This window comes from Stappia indica (assembly GCF_009789575.1).
Lineage (GTDB): Bacteria > Pseudomonadota > Alphaproteobacteria > Rhizobiales > Stappiaceae > Stappia > Stappia indica_A.
Map to the genome: position 1 here is coordinate 4,755,513 of NZ_CP046908.1, position 23,942 is coordinate 4,779,454.

The window sequence follows — 23,942 nt, forward strand, 5'->3', positions numbered from 1 at the left end:
CGGTCCGCCTTCGGTCTCGGGCCCTTTGCGGGGAGGGGAAATGCAGCCTTTCACCACCAACCAGGTGCCGCGCATCGTGGCCGGGCCGGGGCGCAGCAACGAGATCGGCGCCATCGTCACCGAGCTTGCCGGTACCGGCGCCTGCGTGCTGCTGGTTGCCGACAACGGCCTGACCGGCATCGGCCTGACGCCGCGCATTGCCGGCGTGCTCAAGGATGGCGGGCACCGGGTCGTCACCCATGATGCGATCGTCAGCGATCCGAAGGAGCCGGCCGTGGCCGAGGCGGTGCGCATCGCCCGCCAGGAGGGCGTCGGCGCCGTCGTTTGCCTCGGCGGCGGTTCGGCGCTCGATGCCGGCAAGCTCGTGGCCGCGATGATCGGCGCGCGCGGAAATCTCGAGGACTACCGCCTTGCCGCCGCTGCGCTGCCGGTCGCGCGCGTGCCGCTGGTCTGCGTGCCGACCACCGCCGGCACCGGCTCCGAGGCAACCGCCGTTTCCGTGATCTCCGATGCCGGCGGCACCAAATACTGGTACTGGGCGCCGGCCTTGAAGCCCGATGTCGCCCTGCTCGACGCGCGGCTCACCACCGGCCTGCCGCCACAGCTCACCGCTGCCTGCGGGGTCGATGCCATCGTCCACGCCATGGAGGCCGCTACCAGCCGCGCCGCCTTTGCCGAGAATTCCCGCATCTGCCACGAGGCCATCCGCCTCGCCACCTCCCATATCGACCGTGCCGTTTCCGAGCCCAACGACCTGGAAGCGCGGGGCGCGATGCTGCTTGCCGCCACCTGGGCCGGCATCGGTATCGACAATGCCGGCACGGGCATGGCCCACAACATCGCCCACGCGCTGGCGAGCCTCGTGCCGATTCATCACGGCCGCGCGGTCGCCATCGGCATGGCCGCCTCGCTCGGCTGGTCGATGGAGGGCGAGGAGGAGGCCTATACGGAGGTCGCCCGAGCCTTCGGCTGCGCCCATTACGGCGAGCTGCCGATGGCCTTTTCCGGCCTTGTCCGCCGTCTCGGCATTCGCCTGTCGCTGGCCGCCGACATCAACCGGCTGAGCCCGGAGCGACTTGCCGCGCGCATGGCAGCGCCCGAGAACGCGCCGATGCGCGCCGCCAGCCGCCGCCTCGTCACCGACGAGGACCTGCTACTGCTGGCCGAACGTGCGCTCGGCTTCGGTTGAAGACGGGGCCGGTTGAAGACAGGGAAAGGGCTGCGGATGGACCCTTTGCAGCCGGGCTCTGCCGTCGTAGCCTTCGCCGAGCGGCGGGATGACGCGCGCCGCCCGGAACCTGTGAGCATGACCGCAAGCCCGATAGACCGCCGCCGCCTGCCGCTCAATTCGCTGCGCGCCTTCGAGGCTGCCGCGCGGCAGATGAGCTTCACCCGCGCGGCCGAAAGCCTCGGCGTCACCCAGAGCGCCGTCAGCCGCCATGTGCTCAACCTTGAGGAGGTGATCGGCGCCCAGTTGTTCGAGCGGCGCGGCTCGTCGCTGGCACTCACCGCTGCCGGCCAGGACCTCATCGGCAACGTCACACCGGCCCTCGACCGGCTGCAGGCCGGGCTCAACGCCATCTGCGAGATCGACCGCGGCGGCACGCTGCGCCTTGCCCTGCCACCGTCCTTCGCCATTCGCATGGCCGCGCCGATCATCGAGACCTGCCGCGCGCAAGGCGGCGTCGCCATCGAGATCGACACGCCCTATGTGCTGGAAAGCCTCGACAGCACGGTGCATGACGCCGCCGTCGTCTTCTCCCGTCCGCGCGTCACCGATCAGGTGATGGACCTGCTGTGGATGGAGGAGCTCACCCTTTTGTGCCGGCCCGACATGGCGCCGCGCCTGCGCGAGGGGGGAATCGCGGCAGCGCTCGCCCGCGAGACCGTCATCCACATCCGCAACGAGGCCGGCCGCCACACCGCCTGGGCGGAGCTGCTGCGCGCCGCCGGCGTCGCCGCCACCCTGCCGCAGGGCATCGTCTTCGACACCGCGCATATGGCGCTGGACTTCGCCGCCCGCGAGGGCGGGCTGGTGGTCGCCGACCGCCGGCTTGCCGCGCGAGACATCGCGGAAAGGCGCCTTGCCGCGCCGCTTGCCGTCACTGCGGCCTCCGGTTTCGGCTATTTCATGCTGTTCCGCCCCGACGACCTGCAGCGCGAGGCGGTGCAGATCTTCCGCCGCCGCATGCTGACCGAGTTCGCGCCGTCGCTCGAACGTCTCCCGGCCGAAAGCGAGCGGGCGCAAGGGGCGGCCTGACTCGCGGCTGTTCGCGCGGGTCGCAAACGCGACAGGATCGGGACGGATTTCGGCCATTGGGCCTGTGTCGCCGGCGGGTTAGGCTGGCATCCGCCCTCCGTTTTTGACCCGGGCCCGCCATCAGGAAGGACCTTTCGCCCTTGCAGAAATATTCGGCCCTCTCGCTGCTGCGCAACGCCCTGTCCGGACACCGCGACTGGCAGCCCGCCTGGCGCAAGCCCGATCCCAAGCCCGCCTACGATGCGATCATCGTCGGCGGCGGCGGCCATGGCCTTTCGACCGCCTATTACCTCGCCAAGGAGCATGGCCTCACCAATATCGCGGTGCTGGAGAAAGGTTGGCTCGGTTCCGGCAATATCGGCCGCAACACCACCATCGTGCGCTCCAACTACATGCTGCCGGGCAACAACCGCTTCTACGAATGGTCGATGAAGCTGTGGGAGGGCCTGTCGCTCGACCTCAACTACAATGTGATGTTCTCCCAGCGCGGCGTCCTCAACCTGGCGCACACGCCGTCGCAGCTCGACGACTACGCCCGGCGCGGCAACTCCATGCGGCTGGAGGGCATCGATGCGGAGCTGCTCGGCCGCGAGGAGGTCGCGCGCATGGTGCCGGGCCTCGACATGTCGCTGACCGCCCGGTTCCCGGTGCTCGGGGGCCTGCTGCAGCCGCGCGCCGGCACCGCCCGTCACGACGCGGTCGCCTGGGGCTACGCACGGGCGGCCGATGCGCGCGGCGTCGACATCATCGAGAATTGCGAGGTCACCGGCTTCCTGCGCGAGGGCGGGCGGATTATCGGCGTCGAGACGACGCGCGGCGAGATCCGCGCCCCCAAGGTCGGCGTTGCCGTCGCCGGCAGTACTTCGCAGGTGCTGCGCCTTGCCGGCATCGAGCGCCTTCCCATCGAAAGCCACGTGCTGCAGGCCTTCGTCTCCGAGCCGGTCAAGCCGATCCTCGACTGCGTCGTCACCTTCGGCGCCGGCCATCTCTACATTTCGCAGTCCGACAAGGGCGGTCTGGTCTTCGGCGGCGACATCGACAAGTACAATTCCTACGCCCAGCGGGGCAATCTGCCGGTGGTCGAGCACGTCATGTCGGAGGTGAGCGCGATGCTGCCCTTCGTCTCGCGCCTGCGGCTGCTGCGCAACTGGGGCGGCATCATGGACATGAGCATGGACGGCAGCCCGATCATCGCCACCGGCCCGCTGCCCGGCCTCTATCTCAATGCCGGCTGGTGCTACGGCGGCTTCAAGGCGACGCCCGCCTCCGGCTGGTGCTTCGCCTGGACCATGGCGAAAGACGAGCCGCACCCGCTCAACGCCCCCTTCACGCTCGACCGGTTCCAGCGCGGCTACGTCCTCGACGAGCGCGGCGCCGGCCCCTATCCGAAGATGCACTGAGAGGACGCCCGCCCATGCGCATCCACTGTCCCTGCTGCGGGCCGCGCGGCGTCGCCGAGTTCTCCTATGGCGGCGACGGCACCATTCGCCGGCCGGATCTCTCCGTGACCGACACCGACGCCCATGTCGCCTATGTCTTCGAGCGGGAAAACCCGCGCGGGCCCCATGTCGAGCTGTGGCACCATATCGGCGGCTGTCGCCACTGGCTTAGGGTCACGCGCGATACGCTGACCCACGAGATCACCAGCGTCGAGATGGCCGGGCGCTTTGCCGGCGAGGCTGCGCACATTCCGGGAGCGGGCGCATGAGCGGCTACAGGCTTCCCCACGGCGGCAGCCATCTCGACCGCTCGCGGCCGCTCGCCTTCCGCTTCGACGGCGAGCCGATGCAGGGCTTTGCCGGCGACACGCTGGCCTCGGCGCTGCTCGCCTCCGGCCGGGTGCTGGTCGGCCGCAGCTTCAAGTACCATCGCCCGCGCGGGGTGATGGGCGCCGGCCCCGAAGAGGCCAACGCCTTGGTCGAGCTGCGCGACGGCGCCCGTCAGGAGCCCAACACCCGCGCCACCATGACGGAGCTTTACGGCGGGCTGGAAGCCGCCAGCCAGAACCGCTGGCCCTCGCTCTCCTTCGACATGATGGCGGTCAACGACCTGCTTTCGCCGCTGTTTTCCGCCGGTTTCTACTACAAGACCTTCATGGGTACGGGGCAGGCGACTTGGCATTTCTGCGAGCGCTTCATCCGCAAGGCGGCGGGTCTCGGCCGCGGCACCCATCTTGCCGATCCGGACCGCTACGAGAAGACCAACGCGTTTTGCGACGTGCTGGTGGTCGGTGCCGGCCCGGCCGGGCTGATGGCCGCGCGGGCCGCGGTCGCCGCCGGCTTGCGCGTCATCCTGGCCGACGAGAATGCGCGACCCGGCGGTCGTCTCTTCGACGAGGGCGTGCAACTCGACGGGCTGGCGCCGGCCGACTGGATCGACGGGGCCTTGCGCGAGATCGAGGCGGGCGGCGGCCGCATCCTGCCGCGCACCAGCGTCTACGGCTATTTCGACGGCAACGTGCTCGGCGCGATCGAGCGGGTCGCCGACCACAAGCGCAAGCCGGCGCCTTTCGAGCCGCGCCAGCGCCACTGGACCATCCACGCCCGGCACGTGGTGCTGGCGACCGGTGCCATCGAGCGGCCGCTGGTGTTTTCCGGCAACGATGCGCCGGGCGTCATGCTGGCCTCCGCCGGGCTTGCCCATGCGACCCGCTACGGCGTCGCCGTCGGCGCGTCCGTGGTCGTCTTCGCCAACAATGACGGCGGCGCGCGCACGGCGATCCGCCTTGCCGATCTCGGCATGTCGATCAAGGCGGTGGTCGACCCGCGACGCGAGATCGACCCAGCCCTTGCCGCCGCCCTCGGCGCGCGCGGAATCCGGCTTGAAACCGGAGCGGTCGTTGCCGCCACCAGAGGACGCAAGTCCTTGGCCGGCGTCGACATTCGCGGCTTCGATCCGGTCTCAGGCGTGCTCGGCGCCAATGTGATGCAGCCCGGCTGCGACGCGCTTCTGGTCTCCGGCGGCTGGACGCCGAGCGTGCATCTGGCGAGCCAGGCCGGCAGCGCCCCGGTCTTCGACGAGGCGCTGCAATCCTTCGTGCCGGGCACCGCCCGCGAGGCCTGGACGGCGGCCGGTGCCTGCGCCGGCACGCTGGATCTTGCCGGCTGTCTTGCGGCGGGCCTCGATGCCGGCCGGACGGCGGCGCGGGCCTGCGGAAAAACGGCGGAAATCGGCGATCTTTCGCCTCCCGTGTTGTCGGGAAAGGTGGCGGGCGCGGAAGTGCCGTTCCCGCTGTTCGACGTGCCGGCGACCGGTGGGGCCAAGCGTTTCGTCGACTTCCAGCACGATGTGACCGCGGACGACGTGGAACTCGCCAATCGCGAGGGCTTCCGCTCGGTCGAGCACCTGAAGCGCTACACGACGCTCGGCATGGCCGCCGATCAGGGCAAGACCTCCAACGTCAACGCCATCGCCCTGATGGCGCGGGCGCGCGGCTTGACCGCGCCGCAGGTCGGAACGACCCGCTTCCGCATGCCCTGGACGGCGGTGACCATCGGCGCGCTGGCCGGGCGCGAGACCGGCCACCACTTCGCGCCGGTGCGCCGCACGCCCTTGCACGACTGGCACGTGGCAAAGGGCGCCGAGATGATGGCGGCGGGCCTGTGGATGCGCCCGCGCGCCTATATTGCCCCCGGCGAAAGCTTGCGCGATGCCTATATCCGCGAGGCGAGCGCCGTGCGCCAGCGCGTTGGCATCGTTGACGTTTCGACGCTGGGCAAGATCGACGTGCAGGGCCCGGACGCGGGCGAATTCCTCAACCGGCTCTACACTGGGGGCTTTGCCAGGCTGTCGGTCGGCAAGGCGCGCTACGGCGTCATGCTGCGCGAGGACGGCATCATGTTCGACGACGGAACCGCCTGGCGGCTGGCGCCGAACCGCTTCCTCGTCACCACCACGACGGCCAATGCGGGCGCGGTGCTGGCCCATATGGAGCACTATCTGGAAGTGGTGTGGCCTGACCTGCGGGTGCACGTCACCTCGGTGACCGACCGCCATGCCGCAATGGCGGTGGCCGGCCCCGAAGCGCGCAAGGTGCTGCAGGCCGCGCTCGACGAGGGCGATGTCTCGACGGAGGCCTGCCCGCATATGGGGATCGTGCGCGGACGCATCGCCGGGGAGCCGGTGATGATCGCGCGGCTGTCGTTTTCGGGCGAGCTGGCCTACGAGGTCTATTGCGACTGGCCGGCCGGTCTTGCCGTCTGGGAAGCCTTGATCGAGGCCGGAAAGCCCAATGGAATCATGCCCTACGGCATGGAGGCGCTCGGCACGCTGCGCATCGAGAAGGGGCATATAACGGGCGCTGAAATGGACGGGCGGACGACGCTGGCCGATGTCGGCCTTGGCGGCATGGCGTCGCGGAGGAAGCCGTATGTCGGCTCGACGATGACGCAGCGTCCCGCTTTCGTCGATCCGCAAAGGCCGGTTCTGGTGGGGCTGGTGTCGCGGGACGGGCAGGCGATCCGCGCAGGCAGCCACTTGACCCTGCCCGGTGGAGGGGCGAGTCTGGGCCATGTCACCGCCGTGACGTGGTCGCCGGCCCTCGGCGCCAACATAGCGCTCGCCTTCCTGTCCGGTGGCCGTGAACGGCACGGCGAGCCGCTGGAGGCGGCCTTCCCGCTGAAGAACGAGCGGGTGGCGGTGACGGTCGCCGATCCCTGCTTCTATGACCCCGACGGGAGCCGAATGCATGTCTGACGCCAGCAACGAGTCGTCCAACGCCACAGCAAGGACCGAAGCAACGAAGCCGGAAGCGGCCGTTGCCCGGCCGGTGGTCGGCCGGCTGGTGCCGGGCGAGGCGGCGGGCGCCGAGGACCCGTCGCTGACCTTGAGGGAGCTGTCGGCAGGCGCCCTGCTGGAAGTCGGCGCCTGGCCTAACCGACTGGAAACCGTTGCGAATCGCCTCGGCGAGCTGGCCGACGTGACGCTGCCGGGACGCCCCGGCCGCTTCACCGAAAGCCCGTCCGCGCTGGTCTGCTGGATCGCCTTCGGCCGGTTCATTTATGTCGGCGCGGCGACCGAGGACACGGCCCGCGTCGACACCGCGCTCGACACGGAAGACGCCGCCGTCGTCGATCTCTCCGGCGCCCGCCGGATCGTGCGGATCGAGGGTGAGACGGCGCGCGAGGTGCTCAACAAGGCGGTCGCCATCGACTTCGACCCGGCCGCATTTCCGGCCGGAGCGCTGGCGCAATCGGTGATCCACCAGATCCCGGTGGTGATCCTGCGGCGCAGCGAAACGGCGTTCGACGTGCTGGCGCCGTCGAGCCTTGCCGATGCGCTGATCGACTGGATGAGCGATGCGGCGCTGGAATTCGGCTACCGGGTCGGGGAGCCCGGGACGATCCTGTAATTGCAGCGAAAATCACCCGAAATCACGCAAAAACCCCGCAACCTGTTGAAGGTGCGGGGTTTTTCGTTTCGAGACGAATTTTGCAAAATACCGTCTCAATTCGCCCGATTTTCGAGAATGCCGTCTCGAAATCGCGTCAGGAGGGCGTCAGCCCGCGCAAGCGCTCCGAACGCCGCCGCAGGAGCTCCAGAACGGTCAGCAGGGCGATCGAGATCGCGACCATCAGGGAGGCGACGGCGAGGATGGTCGGCGAGATCTGTTCGCGCAGTCCGGTGAACATCTGCCAGGGCAGGGTCTTCTGGCCGGCCGAGCCGAGGAACAGGACCACGACCACCTCGTCGAAGGAGGTGATGAAGGCGAAGAGCGCGCCGGAGACGACGCCGGGCACGATCAGCGGCATCTGCACCTTGAAAAAAGTTGTCACCGGATTTGCGCCAAGGCTCGCCGCCGCGCGAACGAGGCTGCGGTCGAAGCCGACCAGCGTCGCCGTCACCGTGATGATGACGAAGGGCGTGCCGAGGGCGGCATGGGCGAGCACGACGCCGAGATAGGTGCCCTGCAGGCCGATGCGCGAGTAGAAGAAGTACATGCCGGCGGCCGAGATGATCAGCGGCACGATCATCGGCGAGATCAGCACCGCCATGATCGCCGAGCGCCAGGGCACATGGCTCTGGGACAGGCCGATGGCGGCGAGCGTGCCGAGCACGGTGGCAAGCAGCGTCGCCGCCGGCGCGATGGCGAAGGAGTTGCGCAGCGCCTGCTGCCAGTCCGGGTTGGTGAAGAAGTCTTCGTAGTGCTTCAACGAGTAGCCGGCCGGATCCAGCGCCAGCATCTGCGGCGTGAAGGTGAAGAAGTTCTCCGCATTGAACGACAGCGGCACGATGATCAGGATCGGGAAGATCAGGAAGAAGAAGATCATCCCGCAGATCGTGCGAAAGCCGTAATACCAGGCGCGCTGGCCGGCGGAAGCATAGGAAGGAAGGGCGGACATTCGTGTTCTTCTCCTTATCCGAGCTTCACGTTGTCGATGCCGACGATCTTGTCGTAGACGTAGAAGAGCAGCATGACCGCGGCGAGCAGGAGCACGCCGAGCGCGGCCGCCAGACCCCAGTTGAGCGACGACGAGATGTGGTAGGCGATGCGGTTCGAGATGAAGATGCCGCTGGTGCCGCCGACGAGCTCCGGCGTGATGTAGTAGCCGATCGACAGGATGAAGACGAGGATCGACCCGGCGCCGATGCCCGGCACGGTCTGCGGGAAGTAGACCCGCCAGAACGCGGTCCAGTCGGTCGCCCCAAGGCTCTTGGCCGCCCGCACATAGGTGGGCGAGATGGTCTTCATCACCGAATAGAGCGGCAGGATCATGAAGGGCAGCAGGATGTGCGTCATCGCGATGATGGTGCCCGTCTGGTTGTTGATCATGACGAGGCGCCCGGCATTGCTGACGATGCCGGTCCAGACCAGGAAGTCGTTGATGACGCCCTGCTGCTGCAGCAGCACCTTCCAGGCCGAGGTGCGCACCAGCAGCGAGGTCCAGAACGGCAGCAGCACCAGGATCATCAGGAGGTTCGAGGTGCGCGCCGGCAGCGCCGCCAGCAGATAGGCGACCGGATAGCCGAGCAGCAGGCAGCAGCCCATGATGGTGAGCGACAGGAACAGCGTGCGGGCGAAGAGGAAGAGGTAGATCCGCTCGTTCTCGGGCTTCAGTTCGACGCCGTCGGTCGTCATCTGCATGTCGACCGCGTTGAGGAAGTAGCCGGAGGTCAGCTCGGGCGAGAAGCGCTTGAGCACCCGCCAGGTGGCGACATCGCCCCAGTCCTCGTCGATATCGATGAACTGGGCCTTGTAGGGCTCGGCATCGTCCATCCGGTCGGCGCGCCGGCCGGTCTTGCGGAACAGGCTCGACATGCCGGAGGATTCGTAGTTGAGCCGCGAGCCGAGACGCGTGTGGGTCTTTTCCTCAGTGGCGATCAGGAGGTCCGCGTGCAGGGCCGCAAAGACCGGCTCGCCGGGCGCCTCGCCGGAACTTTCGTCCCAGTCGGCCAGCGCCTCGACGGTCCTCGGCAGCGTATCGGAGACGATACTGTTCTCGACCGAGCGGAACAGCATGTCGGCGATCGGCGCGGCAAAGGTGAGCAGGACGAACAGCAGGAGCGGCGCGATCAGCAGCATCGCCCGCATCTTCTCCCGCCGCAGGGCCCGCATCAGGCTGACCTTGAGCGGGATGCCGTCGCGGGTCGTCAGCACCTGCGGCTGCGGCGGAGGGTCGGCCGGCGGCGCGGCCGTGGAAACTGTGTCTGTTGTCGTCATTCTCGCTGTCCGTTCGGGACGTGACGTCCGTGTTGGGTCATCCGGCCAGGGCAAGGTCCGCTCCGGCGGCCGGCCGGAAACGGCCAGGCGGCAGGCGGGCGCCCCATGGGGGCCGGGAAAGAGCCGCAAGCGGCGGCCTGTAGTCTGCGGAGCCTGTGTCCGGACAAGCACGCAAGGCAGCACGCCAGGCGCGCCCGCAGGCTTGTCGGGAGGCAGGCAGGGCGGCGGACCGCCCCCGCGGGCGCCGCGGCGGAAAAAGCCCGCCGCGGCAAGTCGCGTCGACAGGCGGCAGCACGCACCGCCGCCCGTCTCAAGCCGCCTTAGCTGGCGAGCCAGGCCTGGAACTTGGCGTCCAGGTCGTCGCGGTAGTCGGCCCACCACTCGTAGTTGAACAGGAAGGTGTTCTTGGAGTTGGCCGGGTCGGTCGGCATGTGCGGAGCCATCTCGATGCCGAGCTCGGCATGCTTGCCGACGAGCGGCGCGGAGGAGTCGCGGGCCGGGCCGTAGGAGATGTACTTGGCCTGGTCGGCGAGACGCTGGGTGTCGGTGGCGAAGCGCAGATACTCCATCACCGCATCGAGGCGCTCCTTCGGCAGGCCGGCCGGAACGATCCAGCCGTCGAGGTCGAAGACCTGCGCGTCCCAGAGCATCTTCACCGGCTGGTCCTGTTCCTCGATCAGCGAGAACAGGCGACCGTTATAGGTGGAGCCCATCACCACCTCGCCATCGGCGAGCAGCTGCGGCGTCTCGGCACCGGCCGACCACCACACGGTCTGGTCCTTGATCGTCGCCAGCTTGGCGAGGGCGCGGTTCACGCCTTCCTCGGTCTCCAGCATGTCATAGACGTCTTCCTTGGCGACACCGTCGCACAGGAGAGCCCATTCCATGTTGTTGATCGGGCGCTTTTCCAGCGCGCGCTTGCCCGGGAAGGTCTCCAGGTCGAAGACGTCGCAGATGTCGTCCGGCTCCTTGCCGTTCCACGCCTCGACGTCGGTGCGGTAGCCGAAGGTCGTGGAATAGACGATCTGCGGGATGAAGCAGTCGGCGACGATCAGGTCGCCGAAATCCTTGGAAGCCGGGGTGCCGTCCGGCGCCGGGGCCAGCACTTCGTCGTGGTTGACCTCCATGGCGAGGCCCTCGTCGCACAGACGGATGGCATCGGAGGCGAGCACGTCGACGAGGTCCCAGGTCACGTTGCCGGCCTCGTTCATGGCGCGCAGCTTGGCGACCGCCTCGTTCGAGCTCTCGTCGTTGATGATGGTCACGCCCGGATTTTCGGCCATGTACGGCTTGTGATAGGCCTCGTTCTGCGAGTTGGAATAGGCCCCGCCCCAGGAGACGATGGTGAGGTCGATGGCGCTCGCGCCGGTCGTCATCATCGCCGTTGCGGCGCTTGCAAGAAGAAGCGTCTTGAAGGTCATGTAGTTCCCCTTTGTTGACGTGGTGCGGGACATGGGGTCCCGGCTTTGGTCGCGGCAGCCCTGACGGGCGCCACAGCTGGTCGATCGGGCTGCGTCAGGCGACGGCGTCGAGCGCCTTGCAGTCGGACGCTGCCCAGCCGATCTCCACTGTCTGGCCGGTCCGCAGGTCGCGCCTCTGGCCGCGGTTGCGAACCTTGACAATGAATTCCTTGTTGCCGGCGACGTTCATCCGCACGCGGATGTGGTCGCCGAGATAGATCATTTCCTCGATGCTGCCCTTCACGAGGTTGTCCATCGACTGGTCGGTGTCGAATTCGACGCGCTCGGGGCGCAGGGAGATGGTGGTGCGCGAGCCGACGCCCTCGATGTTGACCGCCTCGGCGGCCAGCTCCGTGCCGTCGTCCAGCCGCACCTTGCAGTCGGTGCCGGAGACCTCGGTGACGGTGCCCGACAGCTTGTTGTTCTCGCCGATGAACTGCGCCACGAAGGAGTTCTGCGGGTTCTCGTAGAGCTCGTCCGGCGTCGAAAGCTGCTGGATCACCCCGTCGTTGAACACGGCGACCCGGTCCGACATGGTCAGCGCCTCGGTCTGGTCGTGCGTCACGTAGACGATGGAGACGCCGATATTCTCGTGGATGTGCTTGATCTCGTACTGCATCTGCTCGCGCAGCTGCTTGTCGAGCGCGCCCAGCGGCTCGTCCATCAGCACCAGCTCCGGGTCGAAGACGAGGGCACGGGCGACGGCGACGCGCTGCTGCTGGCCGCCGGACAGCTGTGCCGGGCGGCGCGAGCCGAAGTCGCCGAGCTCGACCATGTCGAGCGCGCGCTTCACCTTCTCTTCCTGCTCCGCCTTGCCGATGCCGCGCACCTGCAGGGGGAAGGCGAGGTTCTCCGCAACGCTCATATGCGGAAACAGCGCGTAGTTCTGGAACACCATGCCGATGCCGCGCTTGTGCGGCGGCACGTTGTTGATCGGGCTGTCGTTGAGGAAGATCTCGCCATGGGTGGCCGGCTCGAAGCCCGCCAGCATCATCAGGCAGGTGGTCTTTCCCGAGCCCGACGGCCCGAGCATGGTCAGGAACTCGCCGGGCGGAATGTCGAGATTGAGATTCTTTACGACGAGCGTCTCGCCATCATAGCTCTTTTGAACATTTTCGTAGCGGACGGCAGCGCCCCTTGATTCTGTCATTGTTGCCCCTAAGCAAAATGCAGGCAAGGGGAATGCATTCGCGCCGAGTTAACGGCGCGTTCGCTCCTGTTCCCCTCTCGCGAACTCTTTTGGTCCGCTCTTTTGCCCTGTTGGTGGCCGTACATAAGCAAAAAATGACAAGGATGGGAAGGGCAGAGGCGAAAAAATATTGGAATCTGAGTGAAAAAACAAAGCGCTCTTGCAGCGCAGCGAAGAATGCCGGGCTGAAGAGCGCCTGAGGAAAGCCGAGATTTGCTCTATTTTCGAGGGGTCTGGCGGAAATAGCCAGACCCTGTCGCGTATTCGAAAGATAGACTGTGATTAGACGTTGCTGTCCGGGAATTCAGCTTTTCTGTTAGCCATGAAGCTGATCAGGGATTCGTCGATAGACGGATCGAGCGGCGGCGCCTCGTAGGATGCGAGCATCTGCTTCCACTTGCGGTTCGCCCGCCATGCAGCGTCCAGCCCGCCATCGGCGCTCCACTGTTCGTAGGAGTTGTTGTCGGCGATCTCCGAGCGATAGAAGGCGGTCTCGAAATTGCGCTGGGTGTGCATGGCGCCGAGGAAGTGGCCGCCGGGGCCGACCTCGGCAAGGGCGTCCATCGCCTGCGCTTCCTCCGAAAGATCGATGCCCTTTGCCAAAACGTGCATCATGCCGAGCTGGTCCGCATCCATCACGAACTTCTCGTAGGAGGAGCACAGGCCGCCCTCCAGCCAGCCGGCCGCATGCAGGCAGAAGTTCACCCCCGAGACGACCGTCGCCAGGATGGTCTGGGCGGATTCCTGCGCCGACTGGGCGTCCGGCGTCTTCGACGAGGTGAAGGAGCCGCCGGAGCGGAAGGGCAGGCCGGCACGGCGCGCGAGCTTGGCCGCGCCGTTGAGCAGCAGGCTGCCCTCCGGCGAACCGAAGGTGGGGGCGCCGGACTGCATCGAGATCGACGAGACGAAGGCGCCGAAGACCACCGGCGCACCGGGGCGCACCAGCTGGGTCAGCGCGCAGCCGGCCAGCGCCTCGGCCAGCACCTGCGACAGGGTGCCGGCGACCGTGACCGGGCTCATGGCGCCGGCCAGGATGAAGGGCGAGACGATGCAGGCCTGGTTGGCCGTCGCATAGACCTTCAGCGCGCCGAGCATGGTCGCGTCGTAGACCAGCGGCGAGTTGGCGTTGATCAGCTGGATCATCACGCAGTTCTGGTCGACGAACTCCTTGCCGAAGACCAGCTCCGCCATGGCGACGGAATCGCGCGCCCGCTCCGGCGCGGTGACCGAGCCCATGAACGGCTTGTCCGAGTATTTCAGGTGCGCGTAGACCATGTCGAAATGCCGCTTGTTGACCGGCAGGTCGACGGGCTCGCACACTGTGCCGCCCGAATGGTGCAGCCAGGGCGAGGCGTAGGACAGCTTCACGAAATTGCGGAAGTCCTCGATGGTGCCGTAGCGCCGGCCATTGTCGAGATCGGTGACGAAGGGCGGACCGTAGACCGGCGCGAACACCGTGTTGTTGCCGCCGATGACGACGTTGCGCTCCGGGTTGCGGGCGTGCTGGACGAATTGCGCGGGCGCGGTCCTGATCAGCTCGCGCAGCATTCCTTTCGGAAAGCGCACGCGCTCGCCGGAAACGTCGGCGCCGGCCGCCCTCCAGATCGCGATGGTCTCGGGATCGTCGCGGAACTCCAGGCCGATCTCGGCCAGCAGCCGGTCGGCATTGGCCTCGATCAGCTCGGCGCCCTCGTCGCTGAGGATGTCGTAGACCGGCAGGTTGCGGGAGATATAGGGCAGGGCGCCGGCCGCCTGCGATCCGCGCCGCTTTTCCGTTCTCGCCGCCCGGCCGCGCCGTCCGGCGCGCGCTTCCTGGTCACTCATGCGCTGCAAGCCCTTTGTGCATAACTGCTGTTGGCCGTTTCCGATTGCCACTGTGCGCTGCGGGCGCACATGTCTGCGGCGCGAAAGCGTCGTCGGTTTCTCTAAAAGCGTCATGCAAAACGGGGAGGGGTGGGCGCCCCATCTTTGCGCCCGCGTGTCGTCGCGGGGATGGTGGCATGACGCAATCAGGCCACCGGGGGCCGCAAATCGTGGCGATACTGCCCGGCAAAGGCGCGCCGGCCGGCCGGCAGCTTGCGGATCCGATTGCGAAAAGGGTGGAAGATGTCGGCGTTTCCGGACAAGGCACAAATCGTCATCGTCGGCCTCGGCGGCATCGTCGGCGCGTCCGTGGCGCATCATCTGCTGGAGCGCGGCTGGAGCGATGTCGTGGGCATCGACAAGTCCGGCATCCCGACCGATATCGGCTCCACGGCCCATGCCTCCGACTTCTGCTACACGACCAGCCACGACTACCTGTCGGTCTGGACGACGCAGTATTCCATCGATTTCTTCGAGAAGATGGGCCACTACGCGCGCATCGGCGGGCTGGAAGTGGCGCGCACCGGCGACGACAGCTGGATGGAGGAGATCCGGCGCAAGGCGAGCTCCGCCAAGGCCTTCGGCACCCGCGCCCATCTGGTGACGCCGGCCGAGATCAAGCAGAAGTTCCCCCTGATCGAGGAGGGCATGGTCCAGGGCGGGCTGTTCGACCCGGACGCGGGCCTCGTCGTGCCGCGCTCGCAGACGGTCGCCGGCAAGCTGGTCGACGAGGGCGAGAAGACCGGCCGGCTGAAGGCCTTCGCCAACACGCCGGCGCAGTCGCTGATTGTCGAGGACGGGCGGATCGCCGGCGTCGTCACCCATCGCGGCACGATCCGCGCCGATCACGTCATCGTCTGCGCGGGCCTGTGGGGCCGGCTGATCGCCGAGATGGTCGGCGAGGACCTTCCCGTCATGCCGGTCGATCATCCGCTGACCTTCTTCGGGCCCTATACCGAGTTCGAGGGCACCGGCAAGGAGATCGGCTTTCCGCTGCTGCGCGACCAGGGCAACTCCGCCTATATGCGCGACACCGGCGACCCGAAGACCACCGAGGGCGGCCAGATCGAGTGGGGCTATTACGAGACCGACGAACCGCGCCTGTGCCACCCGCGCCAGCTGCTGGAAAAGCACGAGGCGCGCCTGTCGCCCTCGCAGCGCGACCTGGAGATGGAGCAGGTGATCGGCCCGCTGGAGCGGGCGATGGAGCTGACGCCGATCCTCGGCGAGCTCGGCTACAACGAGAGCCACTCCTTCAACGGCCTCCTGCAGGTCTCCGCCGCCGGCGGGCCGTCCTGCGGCGAGAGCCAGAAGGTGCGCGGCCTGTGGTACTGCGTCGCGATCTGGGTGAAGGACGGGCCGGGCTACGGCAAGCTGATCGCCGACTGGATCACCGACGGGCGCACCGGCATCGACCACGCCTCCATCGACTATTCCCGCTTCTATCCGCACCAGCTGACCGAGGATTTCATCGAGGGGCGCTGCTATGAGGCGGCGCAGAAGATCTACTTCCCCGCGATCCATCCGCGCGAACCCTACGCGACCGGGCGAAACGTCAAGCGCTCGCCGTTTTACGAGCGCGAGGTGGAGCTCGGCGGCCACTTCATGGAGCTCGGCGGCTGGGAGCGCGCCCATGGCTACGCCGCCAACGAGCACCTGCTCGAGAAATACGGCGACCGCGTGCCCGAGCGGCAGAACGAGTGGGACAACAGGCACTTCTGGCGGGTGTCGAATGCCGAGCACCTCGCCATGAGCGAGGATTGCGCGATCATCAATCTCTCGCATTTCTACATGTTCGAGGTCGAGGGCCCGGACCATGTGGAGCTGCTGGAATGGCTGTGCGCGGCGAAGATCGGCGGCGACGGCAATATCGGCAAGGGCATCTACACCCATTTCCTCGACGACGAGGGCATGGTGCGGGCGGACCTCACCGTGATCCGTATGGCCGACCGCTGCCGCATCATCGACGGCGCCGATGCCGGCCCGCGCGACTTTCACTATGTCCGAAGGACGGCGCAGGACCGCGGGCTCGACGTGACGGTGACCGATGTCAGCGAGCGCTATACGACCATCGGCATCTGGGGTCCGAACGCGCGCGAGAAGCTGAAGCAGGCGGTCACGGACCCGGCCGGCCTCGAGCCGGAAAACTTCGCCTTCGCGGCGATCCGCGAGATCGAGATCGCCGGGCGCAAGGTGACGGCGCTGCGGCTGTCCTATGTCGGCGAGCAGGGCTGGGAGCTGCACATGGCATACGAGGACGGGCTGGCCGTCTGGGACGCGCTGCGGGCGCTCGGCGTCATGGCGGCGGGCGTGGAGACCTACGCCAACTCGCGGCGGCTGGAGAAGTCGCTGCGCCTGCAGAACGCCGACCTGCTGACCCAGTACAACCTCTATGAGGCGGATCTCGCCCGGCCGAAGGTCAAGGAGGCCGACTTCCGCGGCAAGGCGAAGCACCTCGACTACCGGGCGCGCGACCACCAGCCGGCGATGCTCTGCACGTTGGTGATGACCGACAATCTCGACGCGAGCGGCACGCCGCGCTATCCGGTCGGCACGCTGCCGGTGATCGATCCGGCGACGGGCAAGACCCTGGTCGATGCGCTGGGCCGGCTCTCCTACACCACCTCGATCGCCTATGGCCCGACGGTGGGCCGGAACATCGCGCTCGCCTACCTGCCGTACGAGTATGCGGTGGTGGGCCGGAAGCTTAGCGTGGAGTATTTCTCTGAAAGCTACCCGGTCGAGGTGGCGGGCGTCGGCTACGCGCCGCTCTACGATCCGCAGAACCTGAAGCCGAGGAGTTGAGGGCCGCGCGGGGATGGCGCGTTGCCCACAGCGCCTGCCACACTCTCCGGCGTCATCCCGGCCGCAGAGCCGGGATCGGCGAGCCACGGCGGTTGCGGTTTCGTTCCGGAGCGCGCCTCATACGCTCTCGGCTCTCCGATCCCGCATCTTCGCTGCGCTGCGTGCGGGATGACGAGGAGAGAGGCCGATTTGCCTTTCGCCGCTGCTCTGGCAACCAATAGGCCCCGGGTCGCGCTGCGCTTGCCCGGGGTGACGGCAGGGGGGATGTGGGCGGTGCACTTTGCGCAACAGCAACACGCCATGACGGCAACAGGGCAGAACCATGAGCAAGCTTGACGAACTCCTCGCGAAAAAGGGCACGCTGCTGGCCGACGGCGCGACGGGCACCAACCTCTTCGACATGGGGCTGACCTCCGGCGATCCGCCGGAGGAGTGGAACGTCACAGAGCCGGAGAAGATCCGCACCCTGCACCGCAAGTTCGTGGAAGCGGGCGCCGACATCATCCTGACCAACACGTTCGGCGCCAACCGCCACCGGCTGAAGCTGCACAAGCTGGAAGGGCGCGTGCACGAGCTGAACAAGGCGGCGGCGGAGCTGGCCCGCGAGGTGGCGGCGGAGGCCGGGCGCGAGGTGATCGTTGCCGGCTCCATCGGCCCGACGGGCGAGCTGTTCGTCCCGCTCGGCGCGCTCACCTATGAGGAGGCGGTCGAGGCCTTCGCCGAGCAGGCGGAAGGGCTGAAGGCGGGCGGCGCCGATGTCGCCTGGATCGAGACCATGTCGGCGCCGGAGGAAATGCGCGCGGCGGCCGAAGCCGCCGCCAAGGTCGGCATGCCCTTCGTGGTGACGGCGAGCTTCGACACGGCGGGACGCACGATGATGGGCCTGCCGCCGAGCGGCCTGGCCGATCTTGCCGGCGAGTTCGCCTGCGCCCCCGTCGCCTACGGCTCGAATTGCGGCGTCGGCGCGTCGGATCTTCTCGCCGCCGTGCTGGAAATCACCCGCGACCATCCGGACGCCATCGTCGTCGCCAAGGCGAATTGCGGCATCCCGGTCATTCGCGGCGACGAGGTGGTCTACACCGGCACGCCCGAGCTGATGGCCGACTATGCGCGGCTCGCGGTCGATGCCGGCGCGCGCATCATCGGCGGCTGCTGCGGCACGTCCTACGCCCACCTTGCGGCGATGCGCCAGGCGCTCGATGCGCATGAGAAGGGCGCGCGCCCGAGCGTCGAGGAGGTTATCGCCCGCATCGGCCCGCTGGTCTCCCCACCCGCCGCCGCTCCCACGGAAGGCGGCGACGGCGAGGGCGGAAGGCGGCGACGAAGGAGGGGGTGAGGGGGCGGGCATCGGCCAACGCATGGTTTGAATTCTAGAGAATATGCTCAACTGTATTGAGTATATGGGCATTTTTTCAAACTTGTTTCAGGTTTGAGTTTATCTCATAATACTCAGTATGGCTGAGCAAAATGAGTCATTGCTAAACCTGCTCGAGAAAGAGCTGCCCGACGGGCTTCTGGTCGATGCGGCCTGGCTGGAAGAGCGCGGCATCGCCAGCAATCTGCGCGCCTACTACGTCAAGAGCGGCTGGTTGGAGCAGCCGGCGCGCGGCGTTTACCGACGCCCGCGCGGGAGATTGAACTGGCAACAGGTGGTGATCTCGCTCCAGACGCTGCTGTTGCGCTCGCCGTTCTTTGTCGGCGGCCGTACCTCCCTCGAACTGCAGGGGTTTTCGCACTACCTTTCGCAGGATATCGGAACGGTCCATCTCTACGGACCGGACAAGCCGCCCGGATGGCTGCACAAGCTCGACCTGCCGCAAGGCTTTGTCCATCACAACAGCTCGGTGCTGTTTCGCAACGACCCTGTGGCCCTTGGTCTGCACGGCATTGCCTCGGGGCACTGGGACTGGTTGTTGACGGTGTCGCGGCCCGAACGTGCCTATCTGGAAATGCTGGACGAACTGCCCGGCAGGGAGAGCTTTCATCAGGCCGACATGATCATGCAGGGAGCCGCGAGTTTCAGCCCCCGGCGCCTGCAGAAGCTGCTGCTCGACTGCAAGAGCGTGAAGGTGAAACGTCTCTTCTTCTTTTTCGCCGATCGTCATCGCCACTCCTGGCTGAAGCGCCTTGAGATGGGAAAAATCGATCTGGGCGAGGGAAAGCGCGTTCTCGTTCCCGGTGGCCGGCTCGATCCGGTCTATCGGATAACCGTGCCGAGGGACCTCGATGCCGTTTCATGACCGGTATCGGGCGCAGGTCCGGCTCCTCTTGCGCCTCCTGCCCATCGTGGCACGCGAACCATGCTTCGCTCTCAAGGGCGGCACGGCGATCAACCTGTTCGTTCGGGATCTTCCGCGCCTGTCGGTGGACATCGACCTGATGTATCTGCCCAGACACCGCAGAAAAGAGGCACTTGCCGGCATCGACGCGGCCATGAGCCGTGTGGAAGCAGCGGCGCTGGCGGAGTTGCCCGGCGCGCGCTTGACGGGGAAGGTACAGGAAGGGGCAAGGCTGAACCTGCTGGTGATGGCGAGCGGTGCGCAGGTCAAGATCGAGGTGTCGCCAGTGCTGAGAGGCGTCGTCCACGAACCGTCTCTCGTTCCGGTTACCGCGATGGTTGAAGACGTGTTCGGATATGCGGAGACGAGTGTTGTCTCCTTCGAAGACCTCTTTGCGGGAAAGTTGGTTGCTGCACTGGATCGCCAGCATCCGCGCGACCTTTTCGATGTCCGGGAGTTGTTTGCGAATGAAGGTCTGACGGATGGATTGCGCGAAGCTTTCATCGTCTACCTGCTCAGCCACAACCGGCCGATGGGGGAGGTGCTGTCGGGGCGCCCGAAGGACCTTGCGAACGAGTATCGCAATGGGTTCGACGGAATGACCGAGGAGATCGTCGCAATCGACGATCTGATCGAGACGCGGCGGGAAATGATCGACTTGCTGATCGGAGGGATGCCCGACCGGCACCGGGCGTTCCTGATCGGGTTCGAACGTGGGGCTCCCGATTGGTCGCTGCTCCACCTGCCCGATATCGCCGACCTTCCGGCAATACGCTGGCGGCAGAGAAATCTCGATAAGCTCACCCCGGCTCAACGCTCGTCACTTGTCGACTTGCTGCATGACTCGCTTGAGCGGCGGGCCTGATCCTACCTCACCCCTCAAGCTGCCCCACCACCCTCTCCATCAGCTCCTCCACGCTCCGGCTGCCGTCGAGGCGGAGGACGGGGGCGGTTTGGGCGCTAAGCCACTCCTCGTGGCGGGCGCGGTTGCGGCCGGAAAAGCCGGGCGTGTCGTAACCGGCGGCCCATGCGGCGAAGGCCGTGTGGATCTCGTGCATGTCGCCGCCCGGATCGATGCGGGTGCCGTAGCGCTGACGCTCGCGCGCCATCAACCGTTCCAGCCGCAGGGGCGTCGGCGTCGCCACGAAGACGATGAGATCGACCTCCTCGATCAGGGCATCGCCCCAGCCGTCGAACGATCCGGTCAGCACCCAGCCGCGGCCCTTTGCCTGCTCCACTTCGGCCATGTCGGCGGCGATCAGGCGCACGCGGTCCTGCGGCGGGCGCTTCTGCGTGAAGGGCGGATCGGTCGGCAGCCAGTAATAGTCGTCGACATCGAACTGCGGGACACTCAGGCGGGCGGCGAGCGCTGCGCCGAGCGTGGTGACGCCGGCGCAGGAGGCGCCGGTGATGTAGATGCGGCCAGGACGGGTCATTCGGCGGGTCATCGGCGGGCGATCCTTGAGCTATCCGAGGGAGGCCATGCGGGGAGGGGGCGTCCGGAGGGAGGGCTGGAGAACGACCCGACCGGGCGCATCCTTGCGACCGTCACGAGAGAGGCGCGGATCAGGCGCGCCGGCTCAAAGGCTCTTCAGCCAGGGCAGGAAGCCGTCGAGGAAGCGCGTCGTCGCCGGCATGAAATGGCTGCCGTGATGATACATCGGATCGAGCGCGGTGACGATCATCCGCCCCGGTGTCGTGACCTGATCGTCGTAGAGCACGGAGCCGGTCCCGTCCACGTCGATCAGGCTGACGGCGCCCTCCGGCACGTCGAAATGACCGTGATGGTGCCAGGTGGCATCCTCCAGGGTGATGTGGCCGAACAAGGGATGGTCGGGGGCGACGACTTTCAGCCCGAGGCTGCCGCCTTCCTTCCACCACCAGAAATTCGTCGGCGTGTCGTGCCAGGAAATGCCGGGCAGCCAGGCGGGCTGGCCGGTGGAGCCCATGGCAACGACGGTGCCGCCACTGGCGAGATAGTCGGCGAACTGCGACCGGCAGGGGATCAGCTGGGACGGGTCGGTGCGGCAGGAGACGAGGATCAGCTCGTGCGCGGAAAGGTCGGTCCCGGCGAGGTCGCGGATATAGACGATCTCGTCGAAATGATCGCGGTAGCGCGGCTCATAGAGCGTGCGGTGGTGATAATAGGTGCCGCTGTCGAGGGCGGTGATGCGCGCCATGCTCAAGCCTCCCGTCCGGCCGCCCAGCGGCACAGCTGCGGCACGATCCGCGCCGTGGTGTCGCTGGAGCCGGCATACATCCAAAGGTCGTTGCCGGCATGCATGAGGATGCGCCCGCCGGCCGGGCGGCTGTAGACCCAGTCGCACGGCGCCCGCGCCGGCCCGAGCCCATGCAGCGGAATGGCGCCGACGGGCGGCGGGTTGTGGCCGCGCGCATAGAAGCCGGCAACGCCCCGGCGATAGGTGAGCTCGCGCGCATCGACCCCGGCAAAGACCGGATGATCGGTCAGCCGGTGCACCTCCAGCGTCGCCAGCGACACTTTCGGCAGCACGACGAAGGGCTCGAACTCCGGCAGCATCGGCCAGGCGACATGGCCGTTGAAGACCAGCGTGCCGCCGCCGTCGAGAAAGGCGGAGATCTTGCCCGTCAGCGCTCCGAAGAAGCGCTGGTCGAGATGGGCGGGAACGAGCAGCGCCCGATAGGCCGACAGGTCGGCATGTTCGAGTGCGTAATGGTCGATCTGGTCGAGATCGTCGACGAAGCCGGAAATGTCCGGCAGGTCGCCGCCCGCGCCCTTGATCGGCTTGAGAAACAGACACGATGCCATGGGGAAACTCCGGCGAAGGGGACCGGCGCGGGCAACGCCGGCCGGTCCCGTCTTGCTGGCGGTGCGGCTCAGTTCTTCGAGACGGCCTTGAAGTTGTAGAAGAAGCCCGAGGGGTGGACCTTGTAGCCCTCGACATTGGCCCTGGAGGCAGCGACGAAGACCTTGTGCACCAGCGGGATCTCCGGCGCGTCCTCCTGCAGGATCTGCTGGGCGCGGACATAGGTGGCGAGCGCCTCCGGCCCGGCGTCGAGGGTGCGGCCCTTGTCGACCAGGGCGTCGAACTCCGCATTGGCCCAGAACTGGTAGTTCATGCCGGCCTTGGAGTGGAACTGCGACTTCAGGTGCAGGTCGGGGTGGCCAGTCATTTCCGGCGTCCAGAACACGACCGAGATGTCGTAGTCGCCCTGGCGGACCAGCTCCAGCATGCCTTCCCAGGTGAACATCTGCACTTTCGTCTCGATGCCCTGCTGCTTCAGGAGAATGGCCAGCGCCTCGGTGATGGTCGCCATCTCGGCGCGGCTGGAATAGCTGAGGATGCGCAGGGTGAGCGGCTCGCCGTCCTTCGTCCAGGTGCCGGAGGACTTGTCGTAGCCGGCCTCGGTGAGAAGGGCTGCGGCCGCCTCGGGATCGAAGCTGTAGGGCGTCACCTCCTCGCTGGTCCAGGGGAAGGAGGCGGGGAAGAAGGTCCAGGCCGGGTTGCCGATGCCGTCGAGCGCGCCCGTGACGACGATCTCGCGGTCGATCAGCAGGTTGACGGCGCGGCGCAGGCGCACGTCGGAGAGCACGCTCTTCTCGCCCGCATTGATCGCGCCGTAGTAGATGCCGGCGCTTTCCTCGCTGTAGACGGTGAAGCGCTCGTCGGCGGACAGGCGCGAGACGTCCGAGGGGAGCAGGTTGTCGATGAAGTCGACCTCGCCGGCCTCCAGCGCGATGGCGCGGGCATTGTGGTCGGGGATGTAGCGGTATTCGATGGTCTTGAGCGCGGGTGCCTCGCCCCAGTAGCCGTCGAACCGCTCGACGATGGTGCGGTCCTGCTTGCGGTAGTCGGCAAGCTTCCACGGGCCGGTACCGACGGGGGTGACGAACTTGCCGTCGCCGTCGAAGGAGGCCTTGCCGTAGATCACGGTGATGGCGTCGGTGAGCTGGTTCGGCAGGGCCGAGAAGGGCTCGGAGGTCTCGATCTCCAGCACCAGGGGCTCGGGCGTCGCGATGCTCTCGATGTTGAGGAGGTCGGCGGCATAGGGCAGCAGGGCGATCACCCGCTCCAGCGAGAATTTCGCGGCCCTCGCATCGAAGGGCGACCCGTCATGGAAGGTGACGCCCTCGCGCAAGGCAAAGCGCCACACGGTCGGCGACACGCGCTCCCAGGAGGTGGCAAGGCCGGGGACGAGGTTCATGTCGAAGTCGAGCTTGACCAGCGTGTCGAGGATCTCGCTCTCGTTGAAGAAGCGGCTGCGGCGCGGCGCCATGGCGAGCGGCAGCGCCTCCCACATGGTGGCGACGACCAGCGTGTCGGCCGGGGTCTCGGCGCGGGCCGGGGAGACGAGCGCGGCGGGCGCTGGCAGTGCCAGCATCGTCGCAGCTATGGCGGCAAGCGCGTGCCTGCCGAGCCGGGGGAGGGAGAAGGAGAGGGGCATG

Annotated in this window: 19 protein-coding genes; 10 read left to right on the forward strand and 9 right to left on the reverse strand. The window is 67.2% G+C overall.

What is annotated here, in order from left to right:
• Window positions 1-40: 40 nt before the first annotated feature.
• The 6 genes from GH266_RS21810 (at window position 41) to GH266_RS21835 (ending at window position 7,610) form a co-directional block, all read left to right on the forward strand.
• Entirely contained in the window at window positions 41-1,189 is a 1,149-nt protein-coding gene (locus GH266_RS21810) for an iron-containing alcohol dehydrogenase (RefSeq protein ID WP_158195714.1), read from the forward strand.
• Between the two features lie 117 nt (window positions 1,190-1,306).
• Window positions 1,307-2,260 carry a LysR family transcriptional regulator gene (locus GH266_RS21815; protein WP_158195715.1) on the forward strand — a complete coding sequence of 318 codons (954 nt, stop codon included), beginning with the start codon at window positions 1,307-1,309 and terminating at the stop codon, window positions 2,258-2,260.
• A 140-nt stretch (window positions 2,261-2,400) separates the two neighbouring features.
• Window positions 2,401-3,660: a sarcosine oxidase subunit beta family protein gene (locus GH266_RS21820; RefSeq protein WP_158195716.1), complete on the forward strand. Its 1,260-nt coding sequence runs from the start codon at window positions 2,401-2,403 to the stop codon at window positions 3,658-3,660.
• Window positions 3,661-3,674: 14 nt separating this feature from the next.
• Window positions 3,675-3,968: a sarcosine oxidase subunit delta gene (locus tag GH266_RS21825; RefSeq protein WP_158195717.1), complete on the forward strand. Its 294-nt coding sequence runs from the start codon at window positions 3,675-3,677 to the stop codon at window positions 3,966-3,968.
• Window positions 3,965-6,955, forward strand: coding sequence for a sarcosine oxidase subunit alpha family protein (locus tag GH266_RS21830; protein WP_158195718.1), 2,991 nt, complete (start codon window positions 3,965-3,967; stop codon window positions 6,953-6,955). The genes GH266_RS21825 and GH266_RS21830 overlap by 4 nt, the downstream gene beginning before the upstream one ends.
• Complete coding sequence (locus GH266_RS21835; RefSeq protein WP_158195719.1) at window positions 6,948-7,610, forward strand: sarcosine oxidase subunit gamma; 663 nt, start codon at window positions 6,948-6,950, stop codon at window positions 7,608-7,610. Before GH266_RS21830 ends, GH266_RS21835 begins: the two co-directional genes overlap by 8 nt.
• Window positions 7,611-7,746: 136 nt before the next feature.
• Here the strand turns inward: GH266_RS21835 and GH266_RS21840 are convergent, their stop codons facing one another.
• The 5 genes from GH266_RS21840 to GH266_RS21860 form a co-directional block, all read right to left on the reverse strand.
• The gene (locus GH266_RS21840) at window positions 7,747-8,601 is read right to left on the reverse strand and encodes an ABC transporter permease (protein ID WP_158195720.1); all 855 of its coding nucleotides are present in this window, start codon (window positions 8,599-8,601) and stop codon (window positions 7,747-7,749) included.
• Window positions 8,602-8,615: 14 nt separating this feature from the next.
• Window positions 8,616-9,920 carry an ABC transporter permease gene (locus GH266_RS21845; RefSeq protein ID WP_158195721.1) on the reverse strand — a complete coding sequence of 435 codons (1,305 nt, stop codon included), beginning with the start codon at window positions 9,918-9,920 and terminating at the stop codon, window positions 8,616-8,618.
• 320 nt (window positions 9,921-10,240) lie between these two features.
• Complete coding sequence (locus GH266_RS21850) at window positions 10,241-11,341, reverse strand: extracellular solute-binding protein (RefSeq protein ID WP_158195722.1); 1,101 nt, start codon at window positions 11,339-11,341, stop codon at window positions 10,241-10,243.
• 94 nt (window positions 11,342-11,435) lie between these two features.
• Entirely contained in the window at window positions 11,436-12,530 is a 1,095-nt protein-coding gene (locus tag GH266_RS21855; RefSeq protein WP_158195723.1) for an ABC transporter ATP-binding protein, read from the reverse strand.
• Between the two features lie 321 nt (window positions 12,531-12,851).
• Window positions 12,852-14,393 (reverse strand): trimethylamine methyltransferase family protein, encoded by a 1,542-nt coding sequence (locus tag GH266_RS21860; protein WP_158195724.1) that lies wholly within the window; start codon window positions 14,391-14,393, stop codon window positions 12,852-12,854.
• Window positions 14,394-14,675: 282 nt separating this feature from the next.
• Between GH266_RS21860 and GH266_RS21865 the strand changes: the two genes are divergently transcribed.
• The 4 genes from GH266_RS21865 to GH266_RS21880 all read left to right on the forward strand — a co-directional run bounded on the left by GH266_RS21865 (window position 14,676) and on the right by GH266_RS21880 (window position 20,381).
• On the forward strand, window positions 14,676-17,237 hold the full coding sequence (locus GH266_RS21865) for a GcvT family protein (RefSeq protein ID WP_158195725.1): 2,562 nt from the start codon (window positions 14,676-14,678) through the stop codon (window positions 17,235-17,237).
• Window positions 17,238-17,559: 322 nt separating this feature from the next.
• A complete protein-coding gene (gene bmt, locus GH266_RS21870) occupies window positions 17,560-18,573 on the forward strand; it encodes a betaine--homocysteine S-methyltransferase (RefSeq protein ID WP_158195726.1) in 1,014 nt (337 codons plus the stop codon).
• A 118-nt stretch (window positions 18,574-18,691) separates the two neighbouring features.
• Window positions 18,692-19,477: a type IV toxin-antitoxin system AbiEi family antitoxin domain-containing protein gene (locus tag GH266_RS21875; protein ID WP_158195727.1), complete on the forward strand. Its 786-nt coding sequence runs from the start codon at window positions 18,692-18,694 to the stop codon at window positions 19,475-19,477.
• Complete coding sequence (locus tag GH266_RS21880) at window positions 19,464-20,381, forward strand: nucleotidyl transferase AbiEii/AbiGii toxin family protein (RefSeq protein WP_158195728.1); 918 nt, start codon at window positions 19,464-19,466, stop codon at window positions 20,379-20,381. Before GH266_RS21875 ends, GH266_RS21880 begins: the two co-directional genes overlap by 14 nt.
• A 7-nt stretch (window positions 20,382-20,388) precedes the next feature.
• Here the strand turns inward: GH266_RS21880 and GH266_RS21885 are convergent, their stop codons facing one another.
• The 4 genes from GH266_RS21885 to GH266_RS21900 form a co-directional block, all read right to left on the reverse strand.
• Entirely contained in the window at window positions 20,389-20,964 is a 576-nt protein-coding gene (locus tag GH266_RS21885; protein ID WP_244953734.1) for an ATP-binding protein, read from the reverse strand.
• Between the two features lie 132 nt (window positions 20,965-21,096).
• On the reverse strand, window positions 21,097-21,696 hold the full coding sequence (locus tag GH266_RS21890) for a hypothetical protein (protein ID WP_158195729.1): 600 nt from the start codon (window positions 21,694-21,696) through the stop codon (window positions 21,097-21,099).
• Between the two features lie 2 nt (window positions 21,697-21,698).
• Complete coding sequence (locus tag GH266_RS21895; RefSeq protein ID WP_158195730.1) at window positions 21,699-22,304, reverse strand: hypothetical protein; 606 nt, start codon at window positions 22,302-22,304, stop codon at window positions 21,699-21,701.
• Between the two features lie 68 nt (window positions 22,305-22,372).
• Window positions 22,373-23,941: an ABC transporter substrate-binding protein gene (locus GH266_RS21900; protein ID WP_158195731.1), complete on the reverse strand. Its 1,569-nt coding sequence runs from the start codon at window positions 23,939-23,941 to the stop codon at window positions 22,373-22,375.
• Window position 23,942: the final 1 nt, after the last annotated feature.